The organism is Phyllobacterium sp. SL163 (assembly GCF_049896885.1).
GTDB classification, from domain to species: Bacteria; Pseudomonadota; Alphaproteobacteria; order Rhizobiales; family Rhizobiaceae; genus Phyllobacterium; species Phyllobacterium calauticae.
The window spans coordinates 58,817-76,250 of sequence record NZ_JAFCVE010000011.1 but is presented as its reverse complement, the minus strand read 5'-3'; the positions used below and the strand labels follow the sequence as shown (position 1 = coordinate 76,250).

Sequence of the window (17,434 nt, the reverse complement as noted above, 5' to 3'; positions counted from 1 at the left end):
GGAGGACTAAGATGAAAATGATGAAACAGCTCTGTGCCGCCGTGCTCGGCATCGGCCTTGGATTGGCAGGTGCAACGGGTGCCGCCCGCGCCGAAGTCAGCGAAGTGCGGATTTCCAAGGGATACGGCATTCTCTATCTGCCGCTGATCGTCATGGAAAACCAGAAGCTGCTGGAAAAGCAGGCTGCCAAAGCCGGTCTGGGTGATGTCAAGGTGACATGGCTGATGCTCGATGGCGGCAATGTCATCAATGATGCGATGATGGCCGGTTCACTCGACTTTGCCGGAACCGGGGCGCCGGGCTTTGTCACCCTCTGGGCCAAGGCCAAGGGCATTCCAAATGTCGAAGTTGTCGGCATCAGCGGTCTCAGCGCCACATCGCTGTGGCTGAATTCGAACAATCCCGAGATCAAGACGCTGAAGGATCTGACACCCAAGGATAAAATTGCCCTGCCGGGGATCAAGACGTCGCTGTCGGCGGTCGTCCTGCAGATGATGGCAGCGCACGAATTCGGACGCGAGAACTATGCGAAGCTCGACCCGTTGACGGTCAGCCTGCCGCATCCGGAAGCCCTGGCAGCGGTGACAAGCGGCCAGACCGAGATTACTGCCCACTTCACCTCGCCACCGTTTTCCTATCTGGAGTTGAAAGACCCGAAGGTGCACCGGGTTGTCAATTCTGTCGATGTCATCGGCAATATCACGCTGGACGTGACTTTTGCGCCGAAGAAGTTCGTCGACGCCAATCCGAAAACCACGGAAGCTTTCCTGGCGGCTCTGGACGAAGCAAACGCTTTCATTGCCGGCAACAAGCAAGCTGCCGCCGAGATTTTCGCCAAGAGTTCGAAGGTGAAAGTGTCGGTCGAGGAAGTTCTTGAAATGCTCAATGACAAGGATTCGCAGTTCTCGACGACGCCGAATGGTGTCATGCAGTTTGCCGAGTTCATGCATCTGGCCGGTACGATCAAGGTCAAGCCCGCAAGCTGGACGGACCTGTTTATCCCGCAACTTCACGCGCGCAGCGGGAGTTAAGGGAAGGCTGCCATTCCCGGGTATTCTGACATGACGAGCAAGAGCCGGTTGTTATCATCGATAGCAGTCGGCTTTTGCTGCTGGTGAGCGAGGGCGCGTGATGACCCGCAGGGCGTTTGTTTTGAGTTTTGCTTGCCAGAATCGACCAGCCGGGGGATAAAGCAGCGATTGCAAAAAGCGAAAGTATTTCGGCCATGGTTGATGCGACACACGAACACGGCATGTCCGGCCAGCCGCTCAACGTCAGCTTCAACACCGAAAATGATCAGGCAATGGTTGTCCTGGCAGGCTCGTGGATTACCCGCTATGTCGGCCGTGTGAATGCGCAAATGCGCAAGATCGAGCATAGGAAGGATTTTTCCAATGCTGTCATCGATCTGTCCGGCGTCGACGCGTTGGATACCGCCGGGGCCTGGCTGGTCGACCGCATGCGCGTTGCCCTGGAAGCTGCCGGCAAACAGGTTGAGATACGCGGGCTGAAGCAGCACTGGGAAACGCTTTTTGATGCTGTCGGGAAAACCGCATCTGCTCCGGCGGATACAAACCTGCCGCTGCACAAGCCGAATCTTGGAATTCAGTTTCTCGATACAATTGGCCGGACAGTGGTCAATTTCGGCGATGATTTCATCAAATCCATGCATGTGCTGGGTGCTGTCGTCACCGGTTCCCAGATGCGTGGCGGCAAGGGAAGCCCGATCCGGTATCCGGCCTTCTTTCACCAGATTGATCGGCTGGGCGTCGGGGCAATCCCGGTGGTGGTGCTGATTTCATTCATTATGGGTGCCATTGTTGCGCAGCAGGGCGCCTATATGCTCAGCACCTATGGTGCCGAGACCTATGCGGTGAATCTCGTCGGCGTGCTGGTGCTGCGCGAGACCGGCGTCCTGTTGACCGCGATCATGATCGCGGGGCGCTCAGGGAGCGCCATTACGGCAGAACTCGGGTCGATGAAGATGCGCGAGGAAGTCGATGCGCTGCACGTCATCGGTCTCAATCCGATCAGCGTTCTGGTGTTTCCCCGTCTGGTCGCACTGAGTATTTCGCTGCCGCTTCTGACGATTATTGCGGATTTTGCCGGGCTTGCGGGCGGGGCCGTCGCGCTATGGCTTTATTCGGACGTATCACCCGGCATCTATATCGCCAATCTGCGCGATGCGATCACGGTCCAGTATTTCCTGGCGGGCCTGATCAAGGCTCCCTTCATGGCGATGATCATTGGTACCATCGCCGCGGTTGAAGGGATGAAGGTTGGCGGAAGCGCGGAGTCGCTGGGTCTGCGCGTGACGGCATCGGTGGTCAAGTCGATCTTCATCGTCATCGTTCTCGACGGTGTGTTTGCCATCTTCTACGCGTCGATCAATTTCTGATACCCGCCCGTTCATCTTTGTGCCTGGCTCGCCATGGAAGCGCAGGCCTTCACAGCCGTGCGGTTGCACAGGCGAGATTCGCGCTGTATTTCTGTTGCGATAGCCGTTCTCCGAGGTGAGGCGGCTGATGGCAGCCACGACGATTGGCACGAAAAGGATACGCGTCCGATGTTTGCGGCAAAGACGATGAATCACACTGACAAGACCGAGTTTTATCGCGAACTCTGCGCTCAGTTGAGCGGCCTTCTCGCTGATGAAAACGATGCCATCGCCAATGCCGCCAACACCTCGGCACTGATCTTCCAGATGGTGCCCGATCTCAATTGGGCCGGCTTCTATTTCCTTTATTCCGAAGACGAACTCGTTGTCGGCCCCTTTCAGGGCAAGCCGGCCTGCGTGCGTATCGCCGTTGGCAATGGCGTCTGCGGAACGGCTGTTGCGCAGGGAACCTCGATTCTCGTCGAGGATGTCCACGCCTTTCCCGGACATATTGCCTGTGATGCCGCATCCCGTTCGGAGCTTGTCGTGCCGCTTTTCCATGAGGGACGCATTCTGGGTGTTCTCGATCTGGACAGTCCGTTACCCGGCCGGTTTGACAGCATCGATCAGTTCGGCATGGAAAAACTCGCCGCAATCTATGTTGCCGCATGCAATTGGGACGATTGAGCGATAAATTTTCGCGTTACCCAACACCTTGTTAAAATTCCATATTTTCTGATTTTCGGATCGGCTTCGACACGGAATCTCACAGGATTATTCTGTCGGTTCTGAATCCCAGTTGACAAGAACCATGAAGTGAGTTTGTCTTGTAAAGCGATTTACTAAACCGCTTTACAATGGGGAAAGCGCTTGTGATCAAGAAGACGACGCCCAGTCTGAAAGATGTTGCCGCCGCAGCTGGCGTGTCGGTTACGACAGTATCGCGCCTGGTCAATGGCAGTCTTGATCTGCCGTATCACACCAAGAAGCGCATCGAAGATGCAATCAAATCGCTGAACTACATACCCAATCCGCATGCGCGGCGTTTGAGCATGGGTCGTTCGGACACCATCGGTCTGGTTGTTCCTGAAATTGCCAACCCGTTTTTTTCAACCCTGGTCGCCGCTGTCGAGCAGGCAGCCGACGAGCGCAAGCTGGCGGTCTCGCTGCATGCGACGCTCAATCGGGCAGGGCGCGAAATCGAATACCTGCAGCTGATCGAACGCAATCATGTCGACGGGCTGATCTTCATCACCAACCACCCGGACGACGGTGCGCTCGCAGGCCTTATCAACCGTTCGGGCAAGGTCATCATCGTCGACGAAGACGTGCCGGGTTCGAAAGCGCCGAAGCTGTTCTGCGACAATGATCATGGCGGTTATCTCGCCGGTCTTCACCTGGCGCAACAGGGGCACAGCCATGTTCTGTTCATCGGCGGCGACGAGCGCATGATCAGCGCGCGCCGCCGTTTTGATGGCCTGATGCGCGCGCTGCGCGAACAGCATGGCGATACGGCGAAGGTTGATCGTTACGCTGGTGAATACACCATCGATTATGGGCGCAAAGCCGCCGTCCGCTATCTGGAAGAGCAGCACGCGGCAACGGCCATCTTTGCCAGCTCCGATGAAATCGCCATCGGCCTGATCGAGGTCTTCAAGGATCGGAATGTGTCGGTTCCCGACGATGTTTCGATCATCGGTTTCGATGATGTCGGGCCGCTGCATCTCTTTGCACCGCCGCTGACCGTCATTCGTCAGCCGGTCCGGCAACTCGGGCGCCGGGCGCTCGAACTGCTTCTGGAAACAAATTGGCAGGAGTGGAAACCTTCCGCTTCGGAAGAACTGCTGCCAGTCGAAATCGTCGTGCGGAACTCCGTTGCCCCGCCGGCGAAATAACAAGACGTAACGGTAAGAAAACCAACAGAGGATGAGAACATGACTTTGAATTTGAGCAGGAGAACATTGATTGCATTGGCTGGCTTCACGGCATTGAGCTGCGCCGCCTCGTCGACTGCGATCGCACAGGAAAAGAAAACAATCGCGCTGGTGCAGATCAACCAGCAGGCGCTTTTCTTCAACCAGATGAACCAGGGCGCGCAGAAGGCAGCCGACGCCGCCGGCGTCAAGCTGGTTATCTTCAATTCCAACAATGAACCGACGGCGCAGAACAGTGCCGTGGAGACCTATATTCAGGAAAAGGTATCGGGTCTTGCGGTCGTCGCCATCGACGTCAACGGCCTGATGCCGGCCGTCAAGCAGGCCGCCGACGCGGGTATCCCCGTTGTCGCCATCGATGCGATCCTTCCCGAAGGTCCGCAGAAAGCCCAGATCGGCGTCGACAATGCCAAGGCCGGTGCCGACATGGGCAAGTTCTTCCTTGACTACGTCAAAGCCAATATGGGCGGCAAGGCCAAGATCGGTGTTGTCGGTGCGTTGAACTCCTATATCCAGAATGTCCGGCAGGAAGGCTTTGAAAAGACGATCAAGGGTGTTGACGGTGTTGCAGTTGCCGGCGTCGTAGACGGCCAGAATGTGCAGGACAATGCGCTTGCGGCAGCCGAGAACCTGATTACCGGCAACCCGGACCTGACAGCCATCTATGCAACCGGCGAGCCCGCCCTGATGGGCGCCATCGCTGCCGTGCAGAGCCAGGGCAAGCAGGGCACCATCAAGGTGTTCGGCTGGGATCTGACAGCGGAAGCCATTGCCGGCATCGATGCCGGATTTGTTGCCGCGGTTATCCAGCAGGACCCGTCGGCAATGGGTGCCGCCGCCGTGAATGCATTGCAGAAGGTTGCGGCCGGCCAGACCGTCGAGAAGAACATCGCTGTTCCCGTCACCATCGTCACCAAGGCGAATGTTGACCCATACAGGGCCGTCTTCAAATGATCGAGGTCGGTCAGCAAAGATCTGCTGCCATCGGTTCCGGAGGGGGTATTCCCTCCGGATCTGCCGGCGACGCACATGGCGCCCCGCGTATTTCCTTGCGCGGCATACGCAAATCATTCGGCTCGCACCAGGCATTGCGTGGTGTTGATCTCGACATTTATCCTGGTGAATGCCTTGGGCTTGTCGGTGACAATGCCGCGGGCAAGTCGACGCTGACAAAGATCATCTCCGGTACCTACATTCCGGACGGCGGCACCATGTCCATCGAGGGCGAGGACATTCATCTCACCGGCCCGGGCGATGCGCGCAACAGACATATCGAAATGGTCTTCCAGGATCTGAGCCTTTGCGATGAGATCGATGTGGTCGGCAATCTCTTTCTCGGGCGCGAGCTCAGCAAGGGCATGTTCCTTGACAGCAAGGCGATGCTGGCCGAAGCGCGCAAGATGCTGGATGCGCTGGAAATCCGTATTCCCAAACTGACCAGCAAGGTTGCCAACCTCTCCGGCGGCCAGCGGCAAGCCATCGCGATTGCCCGGGCAGCGTCGTTCAAACCGAACGTCCTGATCATGGATGAGCCGACATCGGCACTCGCCGTGGCCGAAGTCGAAGCGGTTCTCTCCCTGATCAATCGCGTGAAGGCCAATGGCGTATCCGTCATTCTGATCACGCACCGCCTTCAGGACCTTTTCCGCGTCTGCGACCGTATCGCGGTGATGTACGAGGGTACGAAGGTCGCAGAACGCCAGATCGGCGGCACCAATCTCGAGGATCTGGTCAAACTGATCGTTGGCGAAGGAGCAAAGCAATGACCGTCTATACCGAACGCGGTCACGGATCGCGCCTTGCCGATTTTTTCGGCGAGCACGCGCAGGTTCTGTCGATCGCCGTGTTTTTTGTCGCCTGCATGGTCTTTTTCTCGATCGGCAGCGATACGTTCCTGACCCTTGGCAATATTCTCAATATCGTGCGGCAGGCGGCTCCGCTGCTGATCGTTGCGATCACCATGACCTTCGTCATCATCACCGGCGGCATCGATTTGTCGGTGGGCTCGCAAGTCGCCCTTATCAATGCGGTTGCGGCTGTCGTCATGGCGATGGGATATCCCTGGCCATTGGTCGTGGTTGCAATGATCGTGCTCGGCGGCGGCCTTGGCTTCGTCCAGGGCTGGTTCATCGCCTACCAGGGGATTCCGGCGTTCATCGTTACGCTTGCCGGTCTTTCCATCCTGCGGGGATTCGCACTCTATCTGACGCAGGGCTATTCCATCCCCATTCAGGATGCGCCGGGTTTCTTTGCGCTGGGTCGCGGCGTCATTGGCGGGGTTCCTGTTCCGGCCATCATCGCCGCCGTCGTTGCCGTTCTGGGCTATGTGGCGATAACATCGACCAAATATGGCCGTCAGGTCGTTGCGGTCGGCTCCAATGCGGAAGCCGCGCGCCGGGTCGGCATGCCGGCCAAATGGATCATCGCCTCGGTCTATCTCATTTCCGGCGTGGCCTGCGCCGTGGCCGGGTTGCTGATCGCAGCACGACTGGGGTCCGGATCGTCCAATGCAGCGGTCGGTTTCGAACTCCAGGTGATCGCGGCCGTTGTTCTCGGCGGCACATCGCTCATGGGCGGGCGGGGCACCATCCTCGGAACGGTTCTCGGCACGCTGACCATCGCGGTGATCGGCAACGGGCTGATCCTGATGCACATCTCGCCATTCTTCACCCAGATCGTCACCGGTGCGATCATCCTGATCGCCATCTGGCTGAACACACGGATATTCACGGCAAACTTCCGCTTCGGCAGCGGCAAGAAGAGGTGAGTCCTGTGAACAGCGATCTGTCAGAAGCACATATCCGCTCCGGCAAGGTGATGACGGTCAATGGTCCCATTGCAGCGGAAGCGCTCGGCATCACGTTGATGCATGAGCACATCCTCAACGATTGCCGCTGCTGGTGGCATGCGCCGAAAACGCCGGAACGGCAGTACCTTGCCGGTGGTTTCGTCTGCATGGAAATATTGGGCGAACTCAAGCAGGATCCCTTCGTCAACAAGCACAACATCACGCTTGATGACGAACCGCTGGCGATTTCAGAGCTGCGCGCCTTTGCCAATGCCGGCGGCCAGACCGTGGTGGAGCCGACGTGCCGGGGCATTGGCCGTAATCCGCTGGCTCTGCGGCGCATCGCCAAAGCCGCGGGTCTGAATGTGGTGATGGGGGCCGGCTATTATCTCGGTTCCTCCCATCCGGCCGAAGTCGCTGATATGACCGTGGGCGATATCGCCAACGAGATCGTGCGAGAAGCGGTGGAAGGTGTCGATGGCACCGACGTCAAAATCGGGCTTATCGGTGAAATCGGCGTCTCGTCGGATTTCACCGCTGAGGAGGAGAAGTCGTTGCGCGGTGCGGCTCAGGCGCAGGTGCGGACGGGCCTTCCCCTCATGGTGCACCTGCCGGGCTGGTTCCGGCTCGGCCACCGCGTGCTCGACGTCGTGGCGCAGGAGGGTGCCGACATAAGGCACACGGTTCTTTGCCACATGAACCCCTCCCACGATGATTTCAGCTATCAGAGTGAACTCGCCGCCCGCGGTGCATTCATTGAATACGACATGATCGGCATGGATTTCTTCTATGCGGATCAGCAGGTGCAGTGCCCGAGCGACGAAGAAGCCGCCCGCGCCATCGTGCGCCTGGCCGAGGCCGGTTATCTCGACCGGGTTCTGCTGTCGCATGACGTGTTTCTGAAGATGATGCTGACCCGCTATGGCGGCAATGGTTACGCCTATGTGCTGCGCCACTTCCTGCCGCGCCTCAAGCGGCATGGCCTCGATGAAACGGCTCTTGATCAGATGATGCGGGCCAATCCGCGCGCTGTTTTTCAGGCTGGAGCCTGAAGCTAACCCCTATTTTGATATTCACGAAAGTTTGGTGATCCCATGACAAAGAAAGTCCTTCTCGTTGGCGAAAGCTGGGTCAGTTCGGCCACGCACTACAAAGGTTTCGATCAGTTCGGCAGTGTAACGTTTCATCTGGGTGCAGAGCCGCTGGTCAAGGCGCTCGCAGGCAGCGCGTTCGAACTGACCTACATGCCCGCGCATGAAGCGGTCGAAAAATTCCCCTATGACATGGCAGGGCTGGATGCCTATGACGTCATCATACTGTCGGATATCGGCGCGAATTCGCTGCTGCTGCCGCCTGATGTTTGGCTGCATTCGCGCACCGTTCCCAACCGGCTGAAGCTGATCAAGGCATGGGTGGAAAAGGGCGGCGCGCTGCTGATGGTGGGCGGGTATTTCTCGTTCCAGGGTATCGATGGCAAGGCGCGCTGGCGGCGGACGCCCGTGGAAGACGTGCTTCCGGTGACCTGCCTTCCCTATGATGACCGCGTTGAAATTCCCGAGGGTACGACGGCGAAGATCGTCATGCCGGACCATCCCGTCATGGCCGGTCTTGGCGGCGAATGGCCGGTGCTTCTCGGGGTCAATGAGGTTGAAATTCGTGACGGAGCGGATGTCGAAGTCGTTGCGACTTTGCCGGACGATCAGGGCGGCCATCCGCTGCTGGTTCTCGGGCGCCATGGCAAGGGCAACACGGCCGTCTGGACCTCCGATATCGGGCCACATTGGCTCTCCCCGGCCTTCTGCGAATGGGAAGGCTACGGCAAGCTCTGGAAAAACATTCTGGCCTGGCTGACGCGCTGATTTTCTCGGCGCGCGCAAGCCGCTATCTCAAAAAACCTATGAAAGGGAACGACATGCAGGAAATATCGGATCGTAGCTCCAACGCGGTGCAGGAGATATTCGGCACCAACAAGGTGCTCATTGGAATGATCCATTGCCCGGCCTTCCCCGGGGCACCCCGCTACAGGGGGGCGGATATGGATACGATTTACGATGCCTGCATGCGCGACGCGGAAGCCTGCGTGGAAGGGGGATTGCATGGCCTGGTCATCGAAAACCATGGCGATATCCCCTTTTGCAAGCCGGACGATATCGGGCCCGAAACAACCGGGTTCATGTCCGTTGTCACGGATCGCATTGCCCGGGCCATCGGCATCCCGCTCGGGATCAATGTGCTTGCCAATGCGCCCATTCCGGCTTTTGCCATTGCCATGGCCGGCGGTGCCAAATTCATTCGCGTCAATCAGTGGGCCAATGCCTATGTCGCGAATGAAGGCTTCATGGAAGGCCGGGCGGCCGAGGCAATGCGCTATCGGTCGATGCTGCGCGCCGAACACATCAAGGTCTTTGCCGACAGCCATGTGAAGCATGGCAGCCACGCCATCGTTGCGGACCGGACGATCGAAGAGCTGACCCGCGATCTCGCTTTCTTTGATGCCGACGGTGTCATCGCCACGGGCCAGCGCACGGGCAACGTCGCTACCATCGAGGAGATCGAGGAAATCGGCTCGGCAACGCATCTGCCGCTTCTGGTCGGATCGGGTGTCAACAGCGGCAACATCGTCGAAATACTCAAGCGGACCAACGGTGTCATCGTTGCATCCTCGTTGAAGCAGGGCGGGGTGTGGTGGAACCCGGTGGACATCGAGCGGGTCAAGGCATTCCGCGCCGCTGCAGAACCGGGGCTGGAGCACTGAGAGGATGGAAAACGAAAGTCTCTCCGACCGCATTCTTCGAGAAAATGCCACTGTTCTGCAAACGATGCTGGACCATCGTTTTGTCAGGGACATAAAGCACGACACGCTGAGCAGGGACGCCTTCGACCGCTATCTCGTCTATGAAGGCGCTTTTGTCGACACGGCGATTTCCATCTTCGCCTATGCGGCGGCAACGGCGCAAACCATGGAGCAGAAGCGCTGGCTCATTGCCGTGCTCGACGCGCTTGCCAATGAGCAGATCGTTTATTTCGAGCGCACCTTCGCGCGCCGCGCAATCGATCCGGCCGCATTCGACGTTGCGATTCCAGCGGTTGAGGCCTTCCGGTCGGGGATGCTCTGCATTGCAGGCGAAGGCGGGTTCCTCGACATTGTGGCCGCCATGTTTGCGGCGGAATGGATGTACTGGACGTGGTCAAAGGAGGCCTCGATGCATCGCATCAGTGATCCGCTTCTCAAGGAGTGGGTTGATCTGCATGTGAGTCAGGGGTTTGCCGAACAGGCATTGTGGCTTAAGCATCAGCTTGATCTGGCGGGGCCGAGTCTTTCCGAGCAGATGTGTGTCCGGCTCAGCAGCATTTTCGGCCATGCCATGCAGCTCGAAATCGATTTTCATGACGCGCCATACCTCTAACTTTCCAAAGGCCTCCCGATGCGCGCCTATGTAATCGGCAATGTCACCATCGATGAAACGATTATCGTGGACGCCCTGCCAACCTCCGGGGCCTCCATCCTCGGCGAGGTTGGAGCGCACGATCTTGGCGGCAAGGGAACGAACCAGGCTGTCGTCATGGCCCGGTGCGGGCTGCCCACGACACTGGTCGCGCCGGTTGGAAATGATGCACGCGCGGCAGCGATCCGCCAGCGCTTGCAGAATGAGCCGCTCGTGACAGAACTGGTCGAGCTGGATGGAAAGTCGAGTGATACCTCCATCATCTTCCGGTTGCCCGACGGTGAAAATGCGATCGTGACGACAACGGACGCCGCGCAGAACCTGAGTTCAGCCGATGTTGCCATGAAGCTCCACGCCGCTGAACCGGGTGATCTGGCGATCCTGCAGGGGAACCTGTCGCATCAGGCAACGCGTGAAATCCTTGAGCAGGCCAAGGGTCTTCAGATGGTGACTGCGTTCAACCCGTCGCCTTTGCGCCCCTATTTCTCGGATCTCTGGGCGCTGGTCGACATTGTGTTTCTCAACCAGGGTGAAGCCTTGGCATTGACTGGAGCCAGCGGAAAAGCAGCCGCGCACCATCTCCTGGACCGCGGCGTCCGGGATGTCGTTCTGACATTGGGGCGCGAAGGCGCCATTCTTGCGAATGGACAGGAGATCATCGCAGTGCCGGCGCAACCCTCCGTCGTGGTCGATACGACGGGGGCCGGAGATACGTTCATGTCCGTGGCCCTCGCATCGTCGGCCCGGCGCCATTGCCGCCTGGACAGGCTGGCAATCGAGCATGCGGTGCGGGGCGCTGCCATAACCGTATCCAGACGCGGAACCCATTCGGCCTTTCCGACAGCGTCGGAACTGGAAGCCTTGCTGGCATCGTCCTGAGAATCGGCGGCCTCAAGCCGTTGTGAATTGTCAGCGCCGCTTTTGCGGCAGATAATTTGGCTGCACCTGCGGGCTGAAACAGAATTTATCGGGATGACGGCACGAATAATCCGCTGTCTGGTTGCCAAAAAACCATAATTGTTCCACCAACATTAAACAGCGAAACTGAAACGTCGAAATCGGATCGAAGCTTTAATGCGTATACAATATGGTTTGCTCAGTGTGTTTCTGGCGTTTGCCCCTCCGGCTTACGCACTGGATGCAGGTTCACCGCCGGTATTGGCGCCGCTGCAGCAGCAGGCGCAAGCGGCCCGTTTGAGCGCTGAGTTTCTGTCGCGCTATCACTACAAGCCCGTTGCGCTTGACGATGCCCTGTCCGCCAAGATCATGGACCGCTTTCTCAAGGCACTCGATCCCGACAGGTTCCTCTTCGTTCAGGCCGATATCGACAAGTTCATGGCCGACAGCACGAAGATCGATGACGCGATCAACCAGGAAGATCTGCGCATCCCTTTTTCCATTTTCAACATCTATGAGCAGCGCGTTGTCGAACGCCTCACCTATGCCCGCTCGCTGCTCAAGCAGAATTTCGATTTCAGTGTGAAGGAAGATTATCCCTTTGTCCGGGACAAGGAGCCCTGGCCGAAATCCCAAGCCGAGAGCGACGAGCTTTGGCGCAAGCGGGTCAAGAATGACTGGCTCCGCCTGAAGCTTGCAGGCAAGACCGACGCTGCCATCCGCGACACGCTCGACAAGCGCTATCAGAACTCGCTGGAACGCGCTTACAAGTACAAGAGCGACGACGTGTTCCAGATTTTCATGGATGCCTACACCACGTCGATCGAACCGCATACGGATTATTTCGGAGCGACGGCATCCGCCGAATTCGATATCTCGATGAAGCTTTCGCTGGTTGGCATCGGCGCGGTCCTGCAGGAGCGGGAAGACTACACGACCATTCGCGAGCTGATGGCCGGCGGTCCTGCACAATTGTCCGGCAAGCTGGCTGTCGGCGATCGCATCACCGGCGTGGGCCAGGGCGAGCGCGGTCCGATAAAGGAAGTGGTCGGTACGCGCCTCGACGAAGTCGTCAAGATGATCCGCGGCGCGAAGGATTCCGTTGTCAGGCTGGATATCCTGCCCGCCGATGCCGGGCCAGACGGCAAGCACCGGGTGATCAGCCTCGTGCGTGACAAGATCAGCCTCGACAAGCAGGCCGCCAAGAAGACCATCCTGTCGATCAAGGATGGTGATGCCACGCGCAAGATCGGCGTCATCACGCTGCCGGCATTCTACGAGGATTTTGAAGCACGCCGCAAGGGCGACAAGAATTATCGGAGTGCAAGCCGCGACGTGGCCAGGCTTCTGGCCGAACTGAAGAAGGACAAGATCGATAACGTTCTCATCGATCTGCGCAACAATGGCGGCGGTTCGCTGGCCGAGGCCATTGATTTGACCGGCCTGTTCGTCGGCAAGGGGCCGATCGTGCAGGAGCGCAATGCCGGCGGCGAGGTCAATGTCGAGAAGGACAATCTTCCGGCGCCCGCCTGGACCGGTCCGCTTGCGGTTCTGATCAATCGCGGTTCCGCATCCGCATCCGAGATTTTTGCGGCGGCGATACAGGATTATGGCCGGGGCGTCATCGTCGGTGAGCCCAGTTTCGGCAAAGGCACGGTGCAGACCGTCGTCAACCTCGATCAGATCGCCCGCAACAGCAAGCCGAAATTCGGCGAGCTGAAGATGACGGTTGCACAGTTCTTCCGGGTGAACGGCGGCACGACCCAGTTGCGCGGCGTGACGCCGGATATCACCCTGCCCGGTTTCTCCGATCCCAAGAGCTTCGGCGAGTCGAGCTACGATAATGCTTTGCCGTGGGCGCAGGTCAAACCGGCGGAATATACGCCAATCGGCGATGTAAAGGCATTGCTGCCGCAACTGCAGAGCCTCCACGATGCGCGGGTGCAAAAGGACCCGGACTTCCAGCGCTTCGTGGAAGATATGGCCGACCTGAAAGCGCAGCGGGAAAAGCGGGTTGTCTCGCTCAATGAAACCGAACGCCGCAATGAGATGGCGGCGCAGGCCAGCCGCATCAAGTCGCGCGAAAAGGTGAATGACGGGGCGGGCACCGGCGAAGACGACGATTCAGCCGATGCGTCAACCCAGGATGACGGCCTGCAGGCCAATGAGCGCAGCCTGAGCGCGGACATCGCCATTGAGAAAGCCCGCAAGAGTGCCAAGGATGTATTGCTCGACGAAGCAGCGCACATTCTCGGTGATGAAGCGGATTTGCTGGCGGGAATTCCGAAACTTGCAGTGCAGCAGCCGGCCAGTACCAACGGCAAATAAAGACGCGCCGGCTCTGGCCGGATAATATGCTCCATCCGGTTAACCCGGGTGGAGCATTCTGCCGAACCGTTACCTCTGCGGCCGGTCCGATGTGAGCGGCACGACAATCTCGACGATGAGACCTCTCGGTTGCGCTTTGTGGGCTCTTACCGATCCGCCATGCAGCTCGATGGCCTGCCGGGTGATGGCCAGGCCGAGACCGACCCCCGCGCGCGCATCGCCCGTGCTTTCAGCCCGCACAAACGGCCTGAAGATTGCTTCCATCTGAGAGTCGGGAAGGCCGGGCCCCGTGTCCTCCACCCGGATCTGCAGCGCTTTCCCGCCGGCGAGGATGGCGGTGCGTATCACGACCTTGCCACCCGGTTCGCTGTATTTGATGGCGTTGCGAATGACGTTTTCGATAGCACGGTAAATCAATTCGCCATTGACATGGGACACGGCGGTATCGACGCCGGTGACTTCGAGAACAACCCCGTGCGCTTGCCCTTCAAACGCGCCGTCCTCCACGATGGCGTTGACGAGCTCCACGAGATCAACGGGCTGTTTGTCGAACTGGTATGGCTCGCCGGACTCAAGCTGCGCAAGCGTCAGTATTTCTTCCACCAGCCCGTCAAGCCGGTCGATCTCGCGGTTGATGCGCAGAAGCAAATCCGGCAGGCGGGCGGGATTCTGTTTGAGAATTCCGGCTGCCGCTTGCAGCCGTGACAAGGGTGAGCGCAACTCGTGCGAAACATCGTGGAACAGCCGCTGCTGGCTGAGATGAAAATCGTCAAGCTTGGCGGCAGCGATGTCAAAATCATGCCCAACGGCGGTTATCTCATCCTTGCGATGGCCGAATGTCTTGCCGATGCGGACGTGAAAATCGCCCTTTGCCAAGGAGCGCAAACCGGATTGAAGCGTCTCCAGCGGCCAGAGCAGATATCTGGCCAGCCAAAGCGCTGAAGCAAGGCTGGTGATGATGCCCGCAAAGATAATCGGCCAGAACCCGAGTATTTTTGCGACAATGGAATAGCTCATTCGTTTGGCCGTGATGCTGATGCAGCCTTCGGGCGTCTGGACCAATCGCGACATCGCTGTGACTGCGGGGCCGGATTGGCAGCTGGCCGGATCGGCTTTGGCGACAACGAGATCAACGGGCCGGTTGAAGGATGCGGCCGCTGCGGCGAACTTGGCCAGGGCGTCGGTGCCCGAGTCTTTCAATACCGTGGCGGCCGAATCCAGGATCGCCGTCTCGATGAGGTCTTGCGCGGCGCCCTTGGGCGGCGAGAGTCCGAATATCGTGCTGATTGCCACCACGACAAGGATGACCCCGGCTATGGTGAGGGCGAGCGTCCAGAAAAATCGCCAGAAGACGCGGCCCATTACTGCCCCTCGACGAGCTGATAGCCCATGCCGCGTATCGAGCGAATCCATGACTGCCCGTCGGCAGCCTTACCAAGCTTTTGCCGGATACTGCTGATGTGCACGTCAATCCGGCGGTCGAAGGCGGTCAGCGGACGTCCGAATGCACCCTTGGACAGGTCCTGTTTCGAGACCATCTGGCCGGCGCTTCGCACCAGCACCTCGAGCAGATTGAACTCCGTTCCGGTCAATTCCAGCTGGTGGCCTTGCCACTCCGCGGTACGCGAGCGCGGGAACAGTTTCAGGGCGCCGGATTGCAGGAGGTGTTCCTCCTGCTCCTGCCTGTGCCGTCCGGTCCGGCGAAGAATGGCACGAATCCGGGCGACAAGCTCACTTGGCGAACAGGGCTTTGCCAAATAATCGTCAGCGCCAAGGTTAAGTCCGGTGATCCGGTCGATGTTGTCGCCGCGCGCGCTCAGCATCAGGATTGGAATATCGCTGAATCGCCGTATCCGCTGCATCACCTCGATGCCGTTGAGGTGGGGCATCATGATATCCAGGACCACCAGATCGTAGGACCCCGAGACACCCTCCTCGATGCCGCGCTTCCCGTCATGAACAGCGCTCGCATCCAGCCCTTCTTCCCTCAGATATTCCGAAAGGAGACTGGTCAGTTCTATGTCGTCGTCAACCAGCAAGACTTTGGTCATGGTCCGCCTCGCACTCTGAAATCAAACTTTCCTATAGCCGGTCAAGCTGTGCCCGGGGCCGATTTTACATAACTTTACACAAACTTAACGCTACTTCACACCGAACCATTTATAGAGGCCTGTGGGGAGAGCGTTTTTGTAAGAAGGCCTGAATCGTGCTCACATCCCTGCTCCGCCACCCCTTGAGTGTGGTCTTTCATCCCTTCCTTGCCAGCGACAATTGCAAGCCCGGATCGCCTCTGGTCTTCCCTCGGGAAGATGGCGCGTGCCGGCGAAGCCGTGCCGGCACCAGGTCGGGTCCGCAGGCCTTAACGGAAAGAGTGTAGTTGAGAAATGCCAGGGCAATCAGATCAAAATGTTACAGGATTTCGCATTCGGTCTTTCGGCCTGCTGGCCCTATTTCTCGTGCTGGCTGGCTGTAACGCGCAACAGGGCAAACCTCCTGCTGCAGCGGCACGTCCCGAGGTTGGTGTCGTAACGCTGCATCCGCAATCGGTTGCCGTTACCGCCGAATTGTCGGGGCGGACAACCGCCTCCCTCAGCGCGGATGTGCGTCCGCAAGTGGGCGGCATCATCCAGTCGCGGCTGTTTGACGAGGGCGGCGAAGTAAAGGCCGGGCAGGCCTTGTACCAGATCGATCCGGCGAGCTACCAGGCCACCTATGACAGCGCGATGGCAGCGCAGCAGAAGGCAGATGCGGCGGTACCAAGCGCACAGGCCAAAGTGGAGCGCTATCAGGGCTTGATCAAGCAGAATGCGGTCAGCAAGCAGGATCTTGATGATGCGGTTGCATCGCTCGCCCAGGCGAAGGCCGATGTTGCCTCGGCAAGGGCCAGCGCCGATACCGCCCGCATCAATCTCGACTATACAAAGATCACCGCCCCGATTTCGGGCCGTATCGGCAAGTCGTCCCTGACACCGGGTGCACTTGTCACGGCAAGCCAGGACACCGCGCTTGCCACCATCCGGACACTCGATCCCATCAATGTGGATGTTTCCCAGTCGAGCACCAACCTGCTCAATCTGCGCCAGGCGATTGCGGATGGCAGGGTGAAGCTGAGCGGGACGAATGTGAGCGTGAAGCTCAAACTCGACAACGGGACGACCTATACGCACACGGGAAAAATGGAATTTGCCGAGGCCAATGTGGATCAGACCACAGGCACGTTCGCGTTGCGCGCGCAATTTCCCAACCCGGACCGGTTGCTGCTGCCGGGCATGTATGTGCGTGCGGTTGTCGAGGAAGGCGTTGCGCAAAACAGCTTTGTCGTGCCCCAGCGTGCGGTGACCCGTAACGCCAAGGGGGAGGCAACGGCCCTCGTCGTCGATGCGGATGGAAAAGTCGAGGAGCGCGCACTTGGCGTGCGCAGCAGCGTCGGCAACAACTGGCTGGTCGAGACCGGGATAGCCGACGGCGATCGCGTGGTCGTGGAAGGCTCGCAATTCGTGCGCGCGGGCCAGAGTGCGACGCCGGTGGAGGTGACGATCGATGACGTGACCGGGGAGATCAAGGAGCGCAAACAGGCGGCATTGCCTCAGTCTGACCTTGCCGAAGCCGCCAATCGTGAACAGAAGCCGGCGTCTGACGCCTCGGCCAAGAACTGAGGGTTCCC

At 58.9% G+C, this 17,434-nt stretch carries 16 protein-coding genes; 14 read left to right on the top strand and 2 right to left on the bottom strand.

Translation table 11 applies throughout. The features are described 5' to 3' along the window. Nucleotides 1–11 precede the first annotated feature (11 nt). The 13 genes from ACP7B1_RS22240 to ACP7B1_RS22180 all read left to right on the top strand — a co-directional run bounded on the left by ACP7B1_RS22240 (nucleotide 12) and on the right by ACP7B1_RS22180 (nucleotide 13,770). Nucleotides 12–1,031 (top strand): ABC transporter substrate-binding protein, encoded by a 1,020-nt coding sequence (locus tag ACP7B1_RS22240; RefSeq protein ID WP_426137259.1) that lies wholly within the window; start codon nucleotides 12–14, stop codon nucleotides 1,029–1,031. A 194-nt stretch (nucleotides 1,032–1,225) separates the two neighbouring features. Beyond that, nucleotides 1,226–2,398, top strand: a complete 1,173-nt coding sequence (locus ACP7B1_RS22235; RefSeq protein ID WP_346306288.1) for an ABC transporter permease — start codon at nucleotides 1,226–1,228, stop codon at nucleotides 2,396–2,398. Nucleotides 2,399–2,566: 168 nt separating this feature from the next. After that, nucleotides 2,567–3,064 (top strand): GAF domain-containing protein, encoded by a 498-nt coding sequence (locus ACP7B1_RS22230; protein ID WP_346306289.1) that lies wholly within the window; start codon nucleotides 2,567–2,569, stop codon nucleotides 3,062–3,064. Nucleotides 3,065–3,249: 185 nt separating this feature from the next. Then, entirely contained in the window at nucleotides 3,250–4,272 is a 1,023-nt protein-coding gene (locus ACP7B1_RS22225) for a LacI family DNA-binding transcriptional regulator (protein ID WP_346306290.1), read from the top strand. A gap of 39 nt (nucleotides 4,273–4,311) precedes the next feature. Beyond that, complete coding sequence (locus tag ACP7B1_RS22220) at nucleotides 4,312–5,265, top strand: ABC transporter substrate-binding protein (protein ID WP_346306291.1); 954 nt, start codon at nucleotides 4,312–4,314, stop codon at nucleotides 5,263–5,265. Further along, entirely contained in the window at nucleotides 5,262–6,077 is an 816-nt protein-coding gene (locus ACP7B1_RS22215) for an ATP-binding cassette domain-containing protein (protein WP_346306292.1), read from the top strand. Before ACP7B1_RS22220 ends, ACP7B1_RS22215 begins: the two co-directional genes overlap by 4 nt. Next, complete coding sequence (locus ACP7B1_RS22210) at nucleotides 6,074–7,078, top strand: ABC transporter permease (protein ID WP_223614700.1); 1,005 nt, start codon at nucleotides 6,074–6,076, stop codon at nucleotides 7,076–7,078. The genes ACP7B1_RS22215 and ACP7B1_RS22210 overlap by 4 nt, the downstream gene beginning before the upstream one ends. A gap of 50 nt (nucleotides 7,079–7,128) precedes the next feature. Continuing rightward, a complete protein-coding gene (locus tag ACP7B1_RS22205; protein ID WP_426137267.1) occupies nucleotides 7,129–8,151 on the top strand; it encodes a phosphotriesterase family protein in 1,023 nt (340 codons plus the stop codon). Between the two features lie 42 nt (nucleotides 8,152–8,193). Continuing rightward, on the top strand, nucleotides 8,194–8,958 hold the full coding sequence (locus ACP7B1_RS22200; RefSeq protein WP_346307996.1) for a glutamine amidotransferase: 765 nt from the start codon (nucleotides 8,194–8,196) through the stop codon (nucleotides 8,956–8,958). A gap of 53 nt (nucleotides 8,959–9,011) precedes the next feature. Then, nucleotides 9,012–9,854, top strand: coding sequence for a BtpA/SgcQ family protein (locus tag ACP7B1_RS22195; RefSeq protein ID WP_346307997.1), 843 nt, complete (start codon nucleotides 9,012–9,014; stop codon nucleotides 9,852–9,854). A 4-nt stretch (nucleotides 9,855–9,858) separates the two neighbouring features. After that, the gene (locus tag ACP7B1_RS22190) at nucleotides 9,859–10,506 is read left to right on the top strand and encodes a TenA family protein (protein WP_346307998.1); all 648 of its coding nucleotides are present in this window, start codon (nucleotides 9,859–9,861) and stop codon (nucleotides 10,504–10,506) included. Nucleotides 10,507–10,524: 18 nt separating this feature from the next. Then, entirely contained in the window at nucleotides 10,525–11,424 is a 900-nt protein-coding gene (locus ACP7B1_RS22185) for a ribokinase (protein WP_346307999.1), read from the top strand. 195 nt (nucleotides 11,425–11,619) lie between these two features. Continuing rightward, the gene (locus tag ACP7B1_RS22180) at nucleotides 11,620–13,770 is read left to right on the top strand and encodes a carboxy terminal-processing peptidase (RefSeq protein WP_346308000.1); all 2,151 of its coding nucleotides are present in this window, start codon (nucleotides 11,620–11,622) and stop codon (nucleotides 13,768–13,770) included. Nucleotides 13,771–13,839: 69 nt separating this feature from the next. On the opposite strand, the gene ACP7B1_RS22175 is transcribed toward ACP7B1_RS22180, so the two are convergent. Both ACP7B1_RS22175 and ACP7B1_RS22170 read right to left on the bottom strand, forming a co-directional pair. Continuing rightward, a complete protein-coding gene (locus tag ACP7B1_RS22175; RefSeq protein ID WP_346308001.1) occupies nucleotides 13,840–15,132 on the bottom strand; it encodes a HAMP domain-containing sensor histidine kinase in 1,293 nt (430 codons plus the stop codon). Next, nucleotides 15,132–15,821, bottom strand: coding sequence for a response regulator transcription factor (locus ACP7B1_RS22170; RefSeq protein WP_223614707.1), 690 nt, complete (start codon nucleotides 15,819–15,821; stop codon nucleotides 15,132–15,134). Before ACP7B1_RS22170 ends, ACP7B1_RS22175 begins: the two co-directional genes overlap by 1 nt. Nucleotides 15,822–16,154: 333 nt before the next feature. On the opposite strand from ACP7B1_RS22170, the gene ACP7B1_RS22165 reads away from it, so the two are divergent. Next, the gene (locus tag ACP7B1_RS22165) at nucleotides 16,155–17,426 is read left to right on the top strand and encodes an efflux RND transporter periplasmic adaptor subunit (protein ID WP_346308002.1); all 1,272 of its coding nucleotides are present in this window, start codon (nucleotides 16,155–16,157) and stop codon (nucleotides 17,424–17,426) included. Nucleotides 17,427–17,434: the final 8 nt, after the last annotated feature.

What these genes read in the sequence shown, in the direction of transcription:
- ACP7B1_RS22240 (WP_426137259.1), top strand. Translation starts at nt 12, where the DNA reads ATGAAAATGATGAAACAGCTCTGTGCCGCCGTGCTCGGCATCGGCCTT.
- ACP7B1_RS22235 (WP_346306288.1), top strand. Translation starts at nt 1,226, where the DNA reads ATGGTTGATGCGACACACGAACACGGCATGTCCGGCCAGCCGCTCAAC.
- ACP7B1_RS22230 (WP_346306289.1), top strand. Translation starts at nt 2,567, where the DNA reads ATGTTTGCGGCAAAGACGATGAATCACACTGACAAGACCGAGTTTTAT.
- ACP7B1_RS22220 (WP_346306291.1), top strand. Translation starts at nt 4,312, where the DNA reads ATGACTTTGAATTTGAGCAGGAGAACATTGATTGCATTGGCTGGCTTC.
- ACP7B1_RS22215 (WP_346306292.1), top strand. Translation starts at nt 5,262, where the DNA reads ATGATCGAGGTCGGTCAGCAAAGATCTGCTGCCATCGGTTCCGGAGGG.
- ACP7B1_RS22210 (WP_223614700.1), top strand. Translation starts at nt 6,074, where the DNA reads ATGACCGTCTATACCGAACGCGGTCACGGATCGCGCCTTGCCGATTTT.
- ACP7B1_RS22205 (WP_426137267.1), top strand. Translation starts at nt 7,129, where the DNA reads ATGACGGTCAATGGTCCCATTGCAGCGGAAGCGCTCGGCATCACGTTG.
- ACP7B1_RS22200 (WP_346307996.1), top strand. Translation starts at nt 8,194, where the DNA reads ATGACAAAGAAAGTCCTTCTCGTTGGCGAAAGCTGGGTCAGTTCGGCC.
- ACP7B1_RS22195 (WP_346307997.1), top strand. Translation starts at nt 9,012, where the DNA reads ATGCAGGAAATATCGGATCGTAGCTCCAACGCGGTGCAGGAGATATTC.
- ACP7B1_RS22190 (WP_346307998.1), top strand. Translation starts at nt 9,859, where the DNA reads ATGGAAAACGAAAGTCTCTCCGACCGCATTCTTCGAGAAAATGCCACT.
- ACP7B1_RS22185 (WP_346307999.1), top strand. Translation starts at nt 10,525, where the DNA reads ATGCGCGCCTATGTAATCGGCAATGTCACCATCGATGAAACGATTATC.
- ACP7B1_RS22180 (WP_346308000.1), top strand. Translation starts at nt 11,620, where the DNA reads ATGCGTATACAATATGGTTTGCTCAGTGTGTTTCTGGCGTTTGCCCCT.
- ACP7B1_RS22175 (WP_346308001.1), bottom strand. Translation starts at nt 15,132, where the DNA reads ATGGGCCGCGTCTTCTGGCGATTTTTCTGGACGCTCGCCCTCACCATA.
- ACP7B1_RS22170 (WP_223614707.1), bottom strand. Translation starts at nt 15,821, where the DNA reads ATGACCAAAGTCTTGCTGGTTGACGACGACATAGAACTGACCAGTCTC.
- ACP7B1_RS22165 (WP_346308002.1), top strand. Translation starts at nt 16,155, where the DNA reads ATGCCAGGGCAATCAGATCAAAATGTTACAGGATTTCGCATTCGGTCT.